At 59.2% G+C, this 15652-nt stretch carries 11 protein-coding genes, 2 rRNA genes and 1 pseudogene; 3 read left to right on the forward strand and 11 right to left on the reverse strand.

Annotated elements, in window-relative coordinates; genetic code table 11:
* Window positions 1–10: 10 nt before the first annotated feature.
* Window positions 11–949, forward strand: a complete 939-nt coding sequence (locus TU84_RS02665; RefSeq protein WP_048366983.1) for a FecR family protein — start codon at window positions 11–13, stop codon at window positions 947–949.
* Between the two features lie 114 nt (window positions 950–1063).
* On the forward strand, window positions 1064–3517 hold the full coding sequence (locus TU84_RS02670; protein WP_048366935.1) for a TonB-dependent receptor: 2454 nt from the start codon (window positions 1064–1066) through the stop codon (window positions 3515–3517).
* Between the two features lie 56 nt (window positions 3518–3573).
* On the opposite strand, the gene TU84_RS02675 is transcribed toward TU84_RS02670, so the two are convergent.
* The 7 genes from TU84_RS02675 to TU84_RS02705 all read right to left on the reverse strand — a co-directional run bounded on the left by TU84_RS02675 (window position 3574) and on the right by TU84_RS02705 (window position 12152).
* Window positions 3574–5055 carry a YdgA family protein gene (locus TU84_RS02675; protein WP_048366936.1) on the reverse strand — a complete coding sequence of 494 codons (1482 nt, stop codon included), beginning with the start codon at window positions 5053–5055 and terminating at the stop codon, window positions 3574–3576.
* 308 nt (window positions 5056–5363) lie between these two features.
* The gene (locus TU84_RS02680; protein ID WP_048366937.1) at window positions 5364–6809 is read right to left on the reverse strand and encodes an efflux transporter outer membrane subunit; all 1446 of its coding nucleotides are present in this window, start codon (window positions 6807–6809) and stop codon (window positions 5364–5366) included.
* Window positions 6806–7708 (reverse strand): efflux RND transporter periplasmic adaptor subunit, encoded by a 903-nt coding sequence (locus tag TU84_RS02685; protein ID WP_048366938.1) that lies wholly within the window; start codon window positions 7706–7708, stop codon window positions 6806–6808. Before TU84_RS02685 ends, TU84_RS02680 begins: the two co-directional genes overlap by 4 nt.
* Complete coding sequence (locus TU84_RS02690) at window positions 7705–7914, reverse strand: DUF1656 domain-containing protein (protein ID WP_048366939.1); 210 nt, start codon at window positions 7912–7914, stop codon at window positions 7705–7707. The genes TU84_RS02685 and TU84_RS02690 overlap by 4 nt, the downstream gene beginning before the upstream one ends.
* The gene (locus TU84_RS02695) at window positions 7911–10001 is read right to left on the reverse strand and encodes an FUSC family protein (RefSeq protein ID WP_048366940.1); all 2091 of its coding nucleotides are present in this window, start codon (window positions 9999–10001) and stop codon (window positions 7911–7913) included. Before TU84_RS02695 ends, TU84_RS02690 begins: the two co-directional genes overlap by 4 nt.
* Window positions 9998–10429, reverse strand: a complete 432-nt coding sequence (locus tag TU84_RS02700; RefSeq protein ID WP_048366941.1) for a MarR family winged helix-turn-helix transcriptional regulator — start codon at window positions 10427–10429, stop codon at window positions 9998–10000. The genes TU84_RS02695 and TU84_RS02700 overlap by 4 nt, the downstream gene beginning before the upstream one ends.
* 100 nt (window positions 10430–10529) lie before the next feature.
* Window positions 10530–12152: a glycosyltransferase family 39 protein gene (locus TU84_RS02705; protein ID WP_048366942.1), complete on the reverse strand. Its 1623-nt coding sequence runs from the start codon at window positions 12150–12152 to the stop codon at window positions 10530–10532.
* 288 nt (window positions 12153–12440) lie between these two features.
* Here TU84_RS02705 and TU84_RS02710 point away from each other — a divergent pair, with 288 nt between their 5' ends.
* Entirely contained in the window at window positions 12441–13139 is a 699-nt protein-coding gene (locus tag TU84_RS02710) for a GntR family transcriptional regulator (protein ID WP_048366984.1), read from the forward strand.
* Window positions 13140–13186: 47 nt separating this feature from the next.
* On the opposite strand, the gene TU84_RS26705 is transcribed toward TU84_RS02710, so the two are convergent.
* The 4 genes and pseudogenes from TU84_RS26705 to rrf (TU84_RS02725) all read right to left on the reverse strand — a co-directional run.
* Window positions 13187–13972, reverse strand: coding sequence for a methyl-accepting chemotaxis protein (locus TU84_RS26705; protein WP_409348654.1), 786 nt, complete (start codon window positions 13970–13972; stop codon window positions 13187–13189).
* 69 nt (window positions 13973–14041) lie between these two features.
* Window positions 14042–15067 (reverse strand): annotated as a pseudogene (locus TU84_RS26710) (HAMP domain-containing protein); the annotation flags it as partial.
* Between the two features lie 270 nt (window positions 15068–15337).
* A 5S ribosomal RNA gene (rrf, locus tag TU84_RS02720) occupies window positions 15338–15453 on the reverse strand.
* A gap of 106 nt (window positions 15454–15559) precedes the next feature.
* Window positions 15560–15652 (reverse strand): 5S ribosomal RNA (gene rrf / locus TU84_RS02725); the annotation flags it as partial.

Raw genomic sequence — 15652 nt, forward strand, 5'->3', positions numbered from 1 at the left:
GCCCGCCGCAATGCCTTCAACGCCCTCCTCTGACGACCTCGACGATCAAGCCATTGAGTGGCAAACGCTGCTGCATTCTGGCGACGCCAGCGCTGGTCAGCGTATGGCCTACCAACGCTGGCAAGACCTCAGCCCGGCCCACCAGACCGCCGCCCGCGAGGCCGAAGCGCTGTGGGCCGATATCGGCCTGACCGCCACTGCCGAGCAACACCGTACGCGCCCGCGTCGCCGGGCGTTTCGCTGGGCCAGCGGGCTGGCAGCGGGGCTGGCAGCGGGGCTGGTGATGGCCGTGTTGGGCTACGGCGGCCTGGAGTACGTGCCGCGCTGGTCTGACACCCATCACACCGGGGTCGGTCAGCGCCAGCAATGGCTGTTGAGTGACGGCACGCGGGTGACGCTGAACAGCGCCACGGCGTTGTCCGTGGATTTCACCGCCAGCCAGCGCACCATCACGCTGCGCAAAGGTGAAGCGCTGTTTGAACTGGCGAATGATCCGGCCCGGCCTTTTGTGGTTGAGGCCGGTCAGGACCGGGTGCAGGCCAAGGAAGCAACATTCAGCGTGCGCCGTGACGCCGACCAGACCCGCGTGCTGGTGGCCAACGGCGCGGCGCAGGTTGAGCATCAGGCCCAGACTCTGGAGCTGCGCCCCAATCAGCAAGCGCTGTATCGCGCTGGCCAGCCCGTTGCCGAGCGCCAGCAGGTGGATGCCAATGCGCTGACGGCGTGGCATCGCGGCAAGCTGATTTTCAACCGCAAGCCACTGCAGGAAGTGCTCAGCGAGCTGGAGCGTTACCAGTACGGGCGCATTGTGCTGCCGGACACTGACTTGGGGGCGATGCAGATCAGCGGGGTGTTTGACCTCAATGATCCGCACAATCTGCTGCACACCCTTGAGCAGCGTTACGGCCTCAACATCACCTATTTGCCGTTTGTGGCGTGGGTGCACTGAAAATAATTTCACGCGGGCACTGCAAGATCCTGTTGGGCATATCGTCGTACTAAGACCAAGAGCGAATCCGTTCTCATTAGCGATATAAAAACCCAGACAAGGATTAACACCGCAATGGTCCAGCCCATCAAACAGCCGCGCGGCGCACGCCCCACCGACCAACGACTGCGTCAAACGCTGATGGCCACCACGTTGCTGGCAAGCCTGGCAGGCACGTTCCACGCCACAGCGCACGCGGCACCGGCAACAGCGCCCAACGCCTCGGTGAGCACCCGCCAGGTCAACGTTGCCGTCCCGGCCCAAGACCTCGACCAGGCGCTGACGCAGTTTGCTGATCAAGCTGACTTGCACCTGTTGTTCACCTCTGCCGAAGTGGCCGGGCTGCACAGCCCTGCGCTGGACGGCCAGATGAGCATTGAACAGGCGCTGCAAGCCCTGTTGGCGGGCAGCGGCCTGAACTGGCAGTTCAGCGACGCGCGCACGGTGATTGTGCGCAAGCCGGACACGGCGGCAAAAGGGCTGCAACTCAAGGCGCTGGAAGTCAGTGTGGGCGCGCGCACCAGCACTGCCATCAGTGAAATTCCCGGTACGGTCTGGGTGGTGGATCAGGTGCAACTGCAAGAGCAATTGGACACCGGCGTCACCCTCAAAGAAGCCATTGGCAAGTTGGTGCCGGGCCTCGATCTGGCCCCCGAAGGCCGCAGCAATTACGGCCAGAACATGCGCGGGCGCAACGTTTTGGTGATGATCGACGGCGTGAGCCAAAACAGCTCGCGCGGCCTGTCGCGGCAGTTCGACAGCATCTCGCCGTTTAACGTGGAGCGGGTTGAAGTGTTGTCGGGCGCCAGCGCGTTATACGGCGGCGGCGCCACGGGCGGGATCATCAATATCGTGACCAAAAAAGGCGCGCCCGGCCCGGCCCAGTTTGAAACCGAAGTGTCGGGCACCAGCGGCTTTAACAAGAGCGATGACCTGTCGAGCCGTATCTCGCAATCGGTGAGTGGCGGGACCGATCGGGTGCACGGCCGCCTGGGGATTTCCGGCGAGCAGAACAAAGCGTTTTACGACGGTAAAGGCGACCAGATCTTTATCGACAACACCCAGACTGACTTGCAGTACAACCGCACGCTGGACCTGATGGGCAGCCTGGCGATCAAGCTCGATGACGTGCAAGACCTTGACCTGCTGGCGCAGTACTACGACTCGGGCAACAACGGCAACACCGGGCTTTACTTCCCCAACCTGCACGACAAGGCACCGTCCAATCTGGAAGATGCCGAGATCCGCAGCGGCTACCACACCGACCTTGAGCCCCGCTCCAAGCGACTGCTGTTCAACGCCAACTATCACCACAGCGACCTGCTGGGCCAGGACTTCTACTTGCAGGGCTCGTACCGCAAGGAAGACAACAATTTCTTCCCGTTCCCGTATTACAACGCGGGCAAACCCCAAGGCGTCAACGGCGTTTACTTCGCCGCCTCGCAACAGAATTTTGAAGTCACCAGCCTCAAGGCGCTGTTCGCCAAACAATGGGACAGCGTGAAGCTGACCTATGGCGTGGACCTGGACCGTGAGCGCTTTAACGCCACGCAAAGCGTGTTCAATTCGGCCATTTCTTCCGAGAGCGGCGGGCTGGATCTGGACACCCAAAGCAAAGCCCCGCGTTACCCGAGCTACCGCGTCGACGGCCACTCGGTGTATGCCCAGGCGGACTGGAAGCTCACCGACGCCCTGACGTTGTCCGGTGGCGCACGCCGCCAGCAAATGGACGTAGACGTAGGGGTGTTCAAAGGCATCCCTGGTGGCAGCAACGATTACGCGGTCAACCTGTTTAACCTGGGCGCCATTTATGACTTCAAGAATGGCCACCAGACCTGGATCAACTACAGCGAAGGTTTTGACCTGCCGGACCCGGCCAAGTACTACGGCAAGGCGGGCCTGAGCGTTAAAGACAACCCGCTGGCCGGGATCAAGAGCCGTCAGGTCGAAACCGGCTGGCGTTTTGCCGATGTGGACTGGGATGCGCAGGCGGCGGTGTATTACATCTGGTCGGACAAAGTCATCACCACCGACAGCGCGACGCTGACCATTGATGTGGTCGATAAAAAGAGCCGCGACTTTGGTTTCGAAGGTGCGCTGACCCGTCACTTCAACAACGGCTGGGATGCGGGCGGCACGTTGCACTTGGTGCGTTCCGAAGAGGAAGACGCCGATGGCGACTGGATGAAGCGCGATGCCCGTTACGCATCGTTGTCCAAATCAACGGCGTTCGTGGGCTGGCATGGGGACGGTCGTAATGTTCGCTTGCAGGGCAACCACGCCTTCACGCTCAAGGACGATTCTGATCACAAAATCAGCGGTTACACCACGTTCGATTTGATGGGCAGCCAAGAGACAGCATTCGGCACCTTCAGCGCCGGTATCCAGAACCTGCTGGACAAGGAATACAGCACGGTCTGGGGCCAGCGTGCCGCGTTGTTCTACTCACCGACTTACGGCCCGGAGTACCTGTATGACTACCAAGGGCGGGGTCGGACGTACACCTTGACCTGGTCGATGGCGTACTGAGTGCAAACAGGCTGCGAAAGGGCCAAGCCCTTCGCAGCCTGTGGCAGCGACTGCGTTTACTGAGGCGCTACACCGCCAAAGCGGGTGCCCATGAGGGTGACGAAGTCTTCGAGGCTCATTTTCTCCCCGTTGAAATTCACCACGCCGGCGGCATAGTTGAGCGACGCCAAAATGTTGCTGCCCTCAACGTTCGCCAGCCCGGTTTGCACCGCCATGACGCCCGCCAGTTCGCTGGTCATGTTGGCGACCTGGGCGATTTGTTTCGGGTCAGTCTGGCCGGCCAATTGCGCCTGAACGCTCGCCAGATCAGCAATCATGGGCTTGGACAGCTGCAGTTTGGCATCCAGCGAGGTCAGCATTTGCTTCACCACATCGAGCGGCGGTAGATCGAACGAAGCGGGCTGCGCCAGGCTGGTCGTGATGCTCAGTTGGCTCTCGCCGTTGGTGGTTTTGATGTTGAGTTTTTCCAGCGCCAGATTCGGCTTGGCCGCCAGCAGCGTGCTGACATCGGCTTGCACTTGGGTGTCTTCGGCCGGAGTCAGTTGCACCTTGGGCAGGGTGCCGTCGGCTTGTGGCTGGAACTTGTTCTGGTAGATCTGCAACAGCGACTGCATCGCTGGAATGTCCAGGTTGCTGGCAGACATGACCATTTCTGCGCTGCCCACGGGCTTGTCGTTGAACGTGACGTCACCCAGGCTGTAGGTCAGGCGCCCGGACATCAGGCGGTCTTTGGCCGAGGCGGAACCGGTGTACTCAAAGTTTTTGACCTTGAGCACCGATTGGGCCGCGCCGGAGGTCAGTTGCGCCTCGCTCAGCTCCAGCACGTTCTGGCCCAAGTAGAAACCGTAGGTGCTTTTGTTCAGGTCGCTGGCCAGGGTCAGCCCGCTCAGCTCGATCGACACCGGTGGAGTATCGGAAGGCGTGGCCAGGAGCTTGAGGTAGTCCATGTAGCCTTTGGCTTTGAGGTGCTGGGCGCCTTCATCGGTTTGGGCGCTGAGGTTCAGGCCCGAGAAACTGATGCGGGTTTTATCGTCCAGCGTAAGGTCGAAGGGCAGCAACTCCAGTTGCCCGTCCACCGAACGACCGTAGCCCAAGGTGACCTGGCCGATGAGAGGCGCTTGGTCCTTGGTGGCGGCGAACCATTTTTCGGTGAAGGGGGTTTTCTCAAGGGCGTAGTTGCTGACCGCCATGACCGGCGCCCACTTGAAGGTCTTGATGCGCGACCACGGTAACGGGCCGTGCTCGATGTGATCGACAAACAACAGCTCAACCGGCTGTGGATCAGAACCTTCAGCATCATCCTGAAGGGTCAGGCGATAGTGCGCGGTGCTGCTGTAGAGGTGGGTCTCAATGGACACCAGTTCGATGCTGCCGTGGGTCGCGGAGCCGGCCAGTTGAGCGGCCATTTCTTTGTTGGCTTCTTCGATCGAGGTTTTGAGTTCGCCTTCGATTTTGGTGCCGGTGTACCAGGCGCCAGCCGTGTTCAAAACCCCTGCGATTACAACAATGCCGACCAGTACGCCTAATGGTTTGTTCATCAAGTTGACCCGTTCAATGTCCGTTGTGTTGAAGATATGCGGTCTTTACTGAGCCCTTCATGGGCCAAAAAGTGGCAGCAGGTTATCACTCGCGGCGAGTCGACGCTGCGTTTCGCCCGCACCGATCAAGCGCACAGCGTAGACGCTATTGCGTAAAGCTTGCGAGCGTAGCGCCTGAAATAAGCGGCCCCGAGGACAATCGTGCTGGCTTGGCCGATGACTACGCAGAATTCTCCTACGTAATTAAAAGCCCCATCCTAAAGCCAACATGATAATCCTCAGCCGCTCTGCACTGCGTGACAGTGTTGTCAGGGTTTAGCCGCGACCGGGGCTTGGGCACGGCTACTTTCCCAGCCGCCACCCAGGGCCAGGAACAGATCGATCTGGCTCATCGCGACTTGGGTGTTGGCCGCCGCTAACTGAGCCCGCACATCGGTGTAGGTGCGCGTGGCTTGCAGGTCTGCGAGGAACGATTCACGCCCGGCAGCAAAGAACTGATGGGTTTGGTCGGCCGCTGTTTTGGCCGAGGCATCCGCTTCGGCCAAGGCATCGCGGCGTTGCAGTGCAGCGGTGTATTGCACAAGGCTAGTTTGGGTTTCGCGGACCGCGTTCAGCACCACGCCATCAAAGCTTGCCAAGGCGCCTTGGGTGGTGGCTTCGGCTTCGCGGATTCGCGCCCGTGAGCCATTGGTGGGGATGGTCCAGCTCAGCAGCGGACCAAAGCCCCAGCGGTTGGTGGGCGCGGTGCCGAGGTTGTCGACGATCCCGACCGTGCCGATGGAGGCACCGATACTGATGTCCGGGTACAACGAGCCGGTGGCTACGCCAATTTCGGCGGTTGCGGCGGCCAAGTGGCGCTCAGCCTGGCGCACGTCCGGGCGACGCTTGAGCAGCGCGGCACCGTCACCCACCGGGAGTAGTTGCGCGATGTGCGGCAGCTCATCGCAGGTGGCGAGATGGGCAGGCAGTTGGTCCAGCGGTTTGGCCAGCAGCATCGATAAACGGAACAGCCCGGCCTGACGTTGAGCCTCATAGCGCGGCAGTTCAGCACGCAACGATTTGACTTGGGTTTCAGAACGCGTGACCTGGGTTTCATCACCGCGCCCGGCATCGCGCAGGCGCTGGGTGAGCGCGGTGGTTTGCGCTTGCAGTTTTAACGACTCTTTGGCGATGCCCAGCTCTTCGTTGGCGGCGCAGACCTGCACGTAAGCACGCACCACGTCAGCGACCACGGTGATTCGCGCAGTGTCGGCGGCGGCTTGGGTGGCATCGGCGTTGGCCTGTGCTGCCTCAATGCCGCGCTTTAACGTGCCCCACAAATCGAACTGGTACGAGGTGCTGATGCCCAGGTCACCGACGTTGGCCACCGGGACTTTATCCGCCAGCAAAAAGGCTTCGCCCGACTCTTGCAGGCGCTGGGCCCCGGCTTTGACCGAACCACTCCAGCCACCCGCCGACTCGGCCTGTTCAACCTGAGCACGCGCCCGCGCAAGGTTCGCCGCCGCTACGCGCAGGTTGGTGTTGGAGGCCATGGCCTGACGCACCAATTCATTCAGCGTCGGGTCTTGGTAGAGCTTCCACCAGTCAGTGGGCACCGGCGCCGAGACGACGTTATCGCCCTCGCCCGCCAACGTGCCTTGCAGGTCTGGGCGCTGCTGGGCCGCGTCTTTGGGCAGGTGATAGTCCGGCCCGACCATCTGGCAGCCGGCCAGCAGCAACCCCAGCCCTACGGCTGCCAGGCGAACCGCTTTCATTGCGCCTTCTCCTGTGCCGGCTTGGCTTTGGGCGAGTCCGGGATGATGGAAACGGTCGCCGTGCGGCCCGCGATCATGCGGAAGTCAGCGGGCACATCATCAAACACGATGCGCACCGGAATCCGTTGCGCCAGCCGTACCCAACTGAAGGCCGGGTTCACGTTGGGCAGCAGGTTCTGGCCGCTGGTGCGGTCGCGGTCTTCGATGCCGGCCACGATGCTTTCGACATGGCCACGCAAGCGGGCGTCGTCGCCGATCACGCGGATATCAACGCTTTGGCCCACGTGAATGCCATCGAGTTTGGTTTCTTCGAAATAGCCGTCGATGTGGAAGGAGCTGCTGTCGACAATCGACAACACAGGCCGCCCGGCGGTCACGAACTCGTTAACCCGAGGGGCGCGGTCGTTGACGTAGCCATCAACCGGGCTGCGCACCACGGTGCGGTCGAGGTTGAGCTGGGCGCTGTCGACGGCCACTTCGGCCTCGGTGAGCGCGGCCTGGGCGCGCATTTCTCGCGACTGGCTTTCTTCCAGTTGCTCACGGGCAACGAGGTTGCCCAACCCCCGGTTGCGGCGGTTTTCACGCTGGGCCTGGGCCAGGGTTTCTTTACGGTCAGCCACGGTCGCCTGCGCCTGACGCAAAGCCAGTTTGAAGCGGTCCTGGTCGATGACGAACAACACTTGGTCGCGCGTCACGGGCTGGTTGTCGCGCACATCGACTTGCTTGATGAGGCCCGACACGTCAGGGGAAATTTGCACCACGTCTGCGCGGATGTGGCCATCGCGCGTCCAGGGAGCAAACATGTAGTACATGGTCATGCGCCAGACCACGACGCAGGCAAACGCCACCACCAACAAGGTGAGAACAACGCGGCCCAAGGTCAATAAAGGTTTTTTCATGTCATCAAATATCGACTAAACGAATCCACAACGCCGAGTAGCAGAGCGTAGAGACCGACGTTGAACAAAGCCCGGTGCCAGACCAGGCGGTAAAAGTGCAGACGCGTAAGAACCGCGTGAACCGCTAAAAACAGCAGGTAGGTGATGCCCATCAATACCAGGAGCGTAGGCAGGAAAACCCCGCTGATATCGATATCTCCGATCATAGCGGCGCTCCGTCAATGCCTTGCACGTGTGGGTGCTGCAGGTCGTCGTTATCCACAATGAACTCCACACCCGGCAGCAGGGCCAGACGCAAGCCGCTGAGGGCATGCAGCAGGTGAACCCGTGCATCGCTTTCGTCTTGCAGGGCATTGGCGTTGAGCGCGCGCCGGGTTCGATCCATGGTCATTTGCAGACCGCTGGGGATAGGTAAACGCTCACCGGCCATCAGGCAGGTGCGGAAATAATCCCCCACGTCGCTGACCACTTGGCGCAACAGCAATTGCGGCCCGCCGGTGACGCGCGGGGCGTAGGCCAGCAGGTCGAGGAGGTTGAGCGCCACACGCAGTTCACGCAGCGCAATGCCGGTGTCTTGCCCGGTCATGGCCAGACGCGGCAGGTGCTGCATCAAGCGGTCGAGCATTTGCGCGCCCATTTGCCGGTGCTCGGCCAAGGTTGCGGGTTTGGTCAACCGCACGATGTCGCGCCAGCTGAACCGGGTCAGCCGTTTAGCCGCAAGTTCCGCGCCGAAGGGGCGCGCAATCAAGGTCCAGATGAAGGCAAACAGCAGCCCGATGGGGCCAGCCAGGTTGGCGTTCATGAAGACCTGAAAGTCAGCGTCGTAGGCACCTTGAATGCTGATGAAGGACGCGGTGTTGACGATGGTCAGCAAGGTGCCCAGGTAAAAGCGCGGCTGGACGGTCAGGGTGCCGACGCAAATAAACGGCACGGCAAACGCCAGCACCAGCATGGGGAAGTCATGCAGGTTGGGCAGGATGACGAACAGGTAGAGGCTGGCGAACAGTACTGAGAGCGAGGTCCAGAAAAAGAACCGGTAAATCTGCGGGGCCGGGTCATCCATGGCGGCGAAAAAGCTGCAGGCGACGGCCGCCAAAATGACTGCGCTGGCGCCGTCTGTCCAACCGAGCAGAATCCATAGCACGCAGGCGACGACGATCGCCGTTACAGTGGAGAACGCGGAATAGAGCATGAGGCCGCGGTCCAGAAACGGTGTCAGCCGACCCAGCCGCCAGTGCCGGTAAACCGCTCGCCAGACGGTTTGATCACCGGTGGAGATGGCCAGTTGCAGGCTGCGGCAGTCTTGCCACAAGTCGATCCACTCCCCCAGGCGGTAGAGCACGTTGGAGAGCAATAGCTGGCGGCGATCATCCAGGGCTTCGGCGCTGGGTTGCAGGTGCTGCAGCTCGTTGCGCAGCGCTTGCCATTGTTCGACGGGTGCGCCTTCGCTGGTGGTTTCAAGCCAGGTGCGCGCGTGTTGCAACACCGGCGTGACTTTATCGACCAGCTCCGGGGTTCGGCGCTCCAGGGCGTAAAGGGCGTCGTCGAGGGCATCCACCACGGGCAGCAGATGGATCATGCGCCCGCGCAGTTCTTTGGTGTTGCGAACCGTTTGCGGGTGCGCGCCTTCGTGGGGTAACTGACCGATCATCAGCTCCAGGGTGTTGAAGGTCGAGACCATTGAGGCGCGCAGGCCACTGGCTTTGCCGGGGTCAACCTCGCGGGACAAAAAGTACTGACTGTAATTGGCGGCATCGGTGAACCACTTGGCCGATGAGTCGATGAACACCGGTGTGAGGCGTCGAGGCCAGAACATGCTGCCCACCACGGCCGCACAAACGATGCCGAGCATGATCTCTTCGGTACGCGAGACGGCGATGTCAAAGACGTTGAGCGGGTTATCCACAATCGGCAAGGCGATCATCGGCATGGTGTAGCCCGCCAGCATGAAGACGTAGCTGTTGGCGGTGCGCAGGTGCAATGACAAGAACAGCAGGATGCCCGTCCACAGCGCAATCACCAGCACCAGCAGAAACGGTGTCTGGACAAACAGCGGGACAAAGAACACCGCCGCCGAAGCCCCCAGCAGCGTACCAATGGCGCGGTAGATCGCCTTGGAGCTGGTGGGGCCGACAAAGGGGCTGGAGACGATGTAAACCGTGGCCATCGCCCAATAGGGGCGGGGCATTTCCATGAGCAGGGCGATGTACAGCGCGATCATGGAGGCGGCAAACGTCCGCACGCCGTAGAACCAGTCACGGGCGGGCGGCATGCTGCTGAAAAAGCCGTTCAAGACGCCGCTCCGTCAGGCAGTTGGCCTGCGGCTTCAAAGGCTTTGATGACTCTCAAGGCAGCTTCTTGATCGGCGACTGAAATATCGGCCAATGCTGCACGCCGCAGTTGTACCAACTGGGCTTCAATGGACTGCACCAAGGTTCGACCGACGGGCGTAAGGCTCAGGGTTTTGGCGCGGCGATCGCTGGCGTCTTCGTTGCGCACCACGTAACCGGCCTTGCACATCTGATCGAGCAGACGCACCAGCGACGGGCTTTCCATGCCCGCCGCCTGGGCCACGGTCACTTGCCGCACGCCCTCGCCCAAGCGGCCGATTATCAGCAGCGGCATGGCGCAGGCTTCGGAGATGCCGAAGTTGACCAGCGTGGTCTGGCAGACGCGACGCCAATGACGGGTCGCAACCACCATACCGGTGCTGATGCTCATTTGGAGTTGATCTAGAGAGTCAGGCAAGAGACATCACATAATGTTAGTTTGCTAACTATTAATACTGCTCGGCCAGATGATCACAGTCAAGTGTTACGAATTAATTCTGCTGACCTGTTGTCTGTTTTGTGAGCAGATCAGCGCCGCAATCAGCCGCGCCGCAGCTCAAATATAGTCGAACCTGGGTGTCATCGATGGTCAGATCCTGGGTTTTGTGCCACCCGGACGGAATGGGCGCGAAGTCGTCCGGCTGCACGCTGCTGCTGATCAGCCAGATGCGCCCTGGGGTGGCGGGCAGGTCGGCCAGATGGTCGACGTAGATCTTGGCGCCGTCCTCGTTCACCAGCGTCCCGAAACCATAGGCCGTCGGCCGCCCGGACACACCGTCTGGCGTGGGCGGTGTGTAGAGCATGGGTTGGGCTGGGGTTTTGTTGTAGTAAACGTAACTGAAGTACCAGAACAGATCGCTGACGATGATTCGGTCACCCGGCAGGAACTGCTGATTCACGTGCTCAGCCAGTTGGTCAAAGTGGTCGGCGTCGCTGCTGAAGTTGCTGCGCAGGCCCACACTTTCAACGCCCATGAACAGCACAAGCACTGCAATTGCTATAACGCGTTTGTGCACAAGCAGGCGGTCGACCGCGATGGCGACGAGCAATGGCAAGCCCAGCGCGGCAAAACTCACGTAGCGCTCGATGAACATGGGCGAGATAAACGACAGGGCGTAAATCGCCAGGATCGGCAGCAAGGTGTAGATCGCAATGAGCGCGTGAAATTTATAAGGGGATGCATCGCGCACGGCGATCCAGATCACGCCTGCAAACAGCGCCAAGGGGGCCAGCCAAAATACCGGCCAAGGCAGGGTATCGCCTTCGTCTTGTGTCAGAAGCTGCCAGACCATGGCCGGTAAAGAGCGCGCATCGACAGGCGGTTCCCAGCCCACATCGCCACCGGCTTTTAGCTCGTGCATGTGTTGCAGCAGATCTACCAGGCCCGGCAGCCAGGGCAGGAACAAGATGACGATGCCGGTGTTGGCCAGCCACCAGGCCGGCCGCTTGATCACGTTGCCCGCTGCACTGTGACGAGTGCTCAGTAGCAGCAGGTACAGCCAGTGCGCCATGACGCAAAAAGCAGCGAAGTAATGGGTGTAGAACGCTGCGGTCATCAGCGCCGCGTAGACGGCCAGATAGCGCGTTTTATCGGGGTTTTTGACCCAATAGACCAAGGCAATGGTTGCACCGATCAGCCACATGCCCAGCAGCGAATACATGCGCACTTCCTGGCTGTAGCGCACGGCTGTCGGCAACAACGCCAACAGGATACCTGCCAGCAACGCAGCCCTTTGGGTCGCGACCAGTCGCACCAGCCACATCCCGAGAAACACCGTGGCGATCCCGGGTAAAACGCTCAGGGCACGGATCGAGGCCAGGCTGTCACCGAACACGCCCATCCAGCCATGCAGAAGCATGAAATACAGCGGTGGATGAACATCGTGTGCGGCATGAATCCAGATGCCGCTGAGCGAGTAGTTGCTCAGCATCAAGCTGGAGCCTTCGTCACACCAGATGGACGAGCTGGTTGAGCCGTAAAATCGTACGGCCGTGGCCACCAGCAAAATGCACCACAGCCACGGCTGGAGAAACAGTCGAGTCAGTGCGTTGTGGGACGGTTCAGGGCGTTGAAACAGTTGCTCGTCGACATCGCTATTACTGAGTACGCCCATGTTTCACCTGATGTGCATTAAGACTACGACTGGAGCCGTATTAACTGTCGCGATTGTAGGGCACAAACCACAGGAAAAGGGGAACCGTCCACACGGAACAGCGCAAGAAAAAAACAGTGGAAGCCTTTGTAATCTCTTGGCTTACCGCCGCGTTAGACTAGCGCGCTTACGGTGGGCACATCGTTATCAAAGCCTATTCGTTACAAGGTTTGACAGAAATAGAGTCAGTGCCTAACGTAAATTGGATCCAAATAAACGTGCTGAATGTCCACAGCGGGTAGCGTCAACGTGACCGTCAAAAAGAACTTATTAAGCAGTATTGAAGTACACGGGGCGATTCCAGCGCATCTGGCGCGATCAGTGATTGAAGAGTCGCTGCGCAACGCCATTCTCGATGGGCGCTTGCCCTGCGGGACGGCTATTCGTCAGCAGGCCCTGGCCGCCTTGTTTGGTGTGAGCCGCATGCCGGTTCGTGAAGCCCTGCGCCAACTTGAAGCCCAGGGGTTGCTGCAGGTCGTCCAATACAAAGGCGCGGTGGTTGCGCCTTTGATTCAGGATGATTCGCTGGAAACCTACACGCTGCGGTTTTTACTGGAAGCGCAGGCTTTGCGCTTGTCACTGCCATTACTTGGCGAAGAGGATTTCAAGACCGCGTCGGCTTGCATTGAAGCGCTTGAGGTCGAAACGGATTTCGGAAAAATCGGCACGCTCAATCGGCTTTTTCACCAAGCGCTTTACGCTAAAGCCCCTAACAAGAAACTGTTGGCACTGATCGAAACGGGGCTTGTGGAAGAGGAGCGCTTTTTGCGCTTTAACCTCGAGCAGATGGGCTTGGGCAGATTGCCTCAGGACGATCATCGGGCGTTGCTGCGTCATGCCCGGGCTAGGGATGTAGAGGCGTGTGTGAATGAACTGGAGCAGCATTTGCAGCGCGGTGTCAATGCGATTATTCGCTACCTCCAGGATCAGAAATCAAAACAGCCCTGACACATTGAATGCCAGGGCTGTGGATAACTTATTGAGGGCGGTGGGGCTCAGATTTTGAAGCTGTCGACCAGTTGCTTGAGGCGGCTGGCTTGCTGCGAGAGCGCATCGCAATCTTTAAGGGTTTCGTTAAGGTTCGTCACACCTTGCTGATTGAGCAGGTTGATGTGGGTGATATCCAGGTTGAGGCTTTCGACCACTGAGGTCTGCTCTTCCGTGGCGGCGGCTACCGATTGGTTCATCCCGTCAATTTCTTCGATGCGCTGAGTCACGCTGATCAAACGGGCACCGGCCTGGTTGGCCACTTCTACGCTGTCTTCGCTGGAAATCTGGCTGGCATTCATGGTGCTTACCGCCTCGCGAGAGCCGATTTGCAGTGAGGTGATCATTTTATGGATCTCTTCTGCCGACTCCTGAGTGCGATGAGCGAGGTTGCGCACCTCATCCGCCACGACGGCAAACCCACGCCCCGCCTCCCCCGCACGCGCAGCCTCAATGGCCGCGTTGAGGGCCAGCAAGTTGGTTTGTTGGGAGATGCCTTTGATCACATCGAGTATGTGACCAATGTTGTCGGTGCTGGCGTTGAGGGTTTCGATCTGCGCGCAGGACACGCTGATCTTTTGCGAGAGTTCGGTCATGGCCTGGATGGTCTGCTCGACCACTTTGCGGCCATCATCCGCTTGCTCACTCGCACCGCTGGCATGCTGCGAGGCATCAGCGGCATTGCGTGCGATCTCCTGGGTTGCAGCGCCCAGTTCATTGATGGCAGCGGCGACGCTGTTGGTGCGTGCGCTTTGCTCGTCTGAACCGACGATGGAGGCGTTGGACGAGCTCATCACACGCTCGGACAAATCATGGACCTGGCGAGTGACCGAGGACACTTCGGAGATGGACGCATGAATACGCTCAACGAACTGGTTGAAGGAGCCGGCCAGTTCGCCAAACTCGTCTTTGTGTTCAATCGCCAAACGCCGCGTCAGGTCGCCTTCACCTTGCGCGATGTCTTGCATGGCACGGCCCATGGTGGTCAGCGGACGCATCAGTACACGAATCAGCAGACTCAACAGGAGTGCAATCACTGCCACAGCAATCACCGTTGCGATGATTGCCGAAGTCCGGAATTTGGTGAGTGACGCGTAGGCTTTTTCTTTATCCAGTGACTGACCAATGTACCAGTCTGCAGAAGGCAAACCTGTGACCGGGGTAAACGAGATGATCCGCTCCTGACCATTGAGCATCACGTCTTGAATGCCTTTTTCAATTTTTAGAGAACTGCTGGGATAGATGTCCCGCAGGTTCTTCATCACTTGGTCCTTTTCGGGGCTGACGATGACCTGGCCATCACCGCTCACCAAGAAGGCGTAGCCCAGACCGCCGGAGTCTACGGAGTTGATGATGTTGACCAGGCTGTCCAGACTTAAATCGCCACCGACAACGCCCAACAACTCACCGTTCTTTTTGACCGGCATGGCGATGGTAACGATTAGACCGCCTACAGCTGCCATGTAGGGCGGCGTAAGCATTGTTTTGTCTGCCAGGACGCCTTGCTTGTACCAAGGCCGTTCACGCGGGTCATAGCCGTCTGGCATCTTGGCGTCAGGGCGCTGTGTAAATACGCCATTGGCCTGACCGATATAAGTGAACTGGAAATTTGAAGTCAGTGCAGGCTGATCGATGAGCCCGGCGAGGTCGGCTTGATCGCCTTGGTGGGCAATGTTTTGGGCAAGGCTCTCTAATACCAGGATGCGACCGCTCAACCAGTTCTGGATACTGCTCGCGGTCAGGTTGCCGGCTTGCGCCACTGAGGAGTCGATGTCTTGCCTGATGGTGTTGCGCTGCAGATAGTCGTTGTACAAGGCAAACAACGCAAACGCTAAAACGACGACGCCTGAAGCGGCCAGAAGAATTTTATGACTGAACTTAAGATTCATAGCATGGGACTTCTTATGCCGAAAGGATGGATGCCGGTTGAAGCATGCTTGGGGATCAGGCAGCCGATCAGGCCCAACCGACTTGCTCAACAGGCTGTCGGCATCAGCGGCTGAAAAATTAGCTGTTTGTGGAAGCTATTTGTGTGATCCGACGAACGCGCCGTCGTAGATGTGGGAATGGTCTGAGGAATTATTGGGACGTTTGGGAATTTACGTCGCGCAAAAACAAAACCCCTGTCTGCGTTAGCAGACAGGGGTTTCGGAATTCAATCTTGACGATGACCTACTCTCACATGGGGAAACCCCACACTACCATCGGCGATGCATCGTTTCACTTCTGAGTTCGGGATGGGATCAGGTGGTTCCAATGCTCTATGGTCGTCAAGAAATTCTGTGACAGATCCGTTAGTACTAACGTGTCTGCGAAAACTTGGTACTTCTATAAAAACAAAATCCCCGTCTGCGTGAGCAGACAGGGATTTTGGAATTTAATCTTGACGATGACCTACTCTCACATGGGGAAACCCCACACTACCATCGGCGATGCATCGTTTCACTACTGAGTTCGGGATGGGATCAGGTGGT

Source organism: Pseudomonas helleri, assembly GCF_001043025.1.
In the GTDB taxonomy this organism is placed as follows: domain Bacteria; phylum Pseudomonadota; class Gammaproteobacteria; order Pseudomonadales; family Pseudomonadaceae; genus Aquipseudomonas; species Aquipseudomonas helleri.

Bases quoted from the DNA above. Each gene is read 5' to 3' on its own strand.
- TU84_RS02665 (WP_048366983.1), top strand. From the start codon at position 11: ATGCCTTCAACGCCCTCCTCTGACGACCTCGACGATCAAGCCATTGAG.
- TU84_RS02670 (WP_048366935.1), top strand. From the start codon at position 1,064: ATGGTCCAGCCCATCAAACAGCCGCGCGGCGCACGCCCCACCGACCAA.
- TU84_RS02675 (WP_048366936.1), bottom strand. From the start codon at position 5,055: ATGAACAAACCATTAGGCGTACTGGTCGGCATTGTTGTAATCGCAGGG.
- TU84_RS02680 (WP_048366937.1), bottom strand. From the start codon at position 6,809: ATGAAAGCGGTTCGCCTGGCAGCCGTAGGGCTGGGGTTGCTGCTGGCC.
- TU84_RS02685 (WP_048366938.1), bottom strand. From the start codon at position 7,708: ATGAAAAAACCTTTATTGACCTTGGGCCGCGTTGTTCTCACCTTGTTG.
- TU84_RS02690 (WP_048366939.1), bottom strand. From the start codon at position 7,914: ATGATCGGAGATATCGATATCAGCGGGGTTTTCCTGCCTACGCTCCTG.
- TU84_RS02700 (WP_048366941.1), bottom strand. From the start codon at position 10,429: ATGAGCATCAGCACCGGTATGGTGGTTGCGACCCGTCATTGGCGTCGC.
- TU84_RS02705 (WP_048366942.1), bottom strand. From the start codon at position 12,152: ATGGGCGTACTCAGTAATAGCGATGTCGACGAGCAACTGTTTCAACGC.
- TU84_RS26705 (WP_409348654.1), bottom strand. From the start codon at position 13,972: ATGAGCTCGTCCAACGCCTCCATCGTCGGTTCAGACGAGCAAAGCGCA.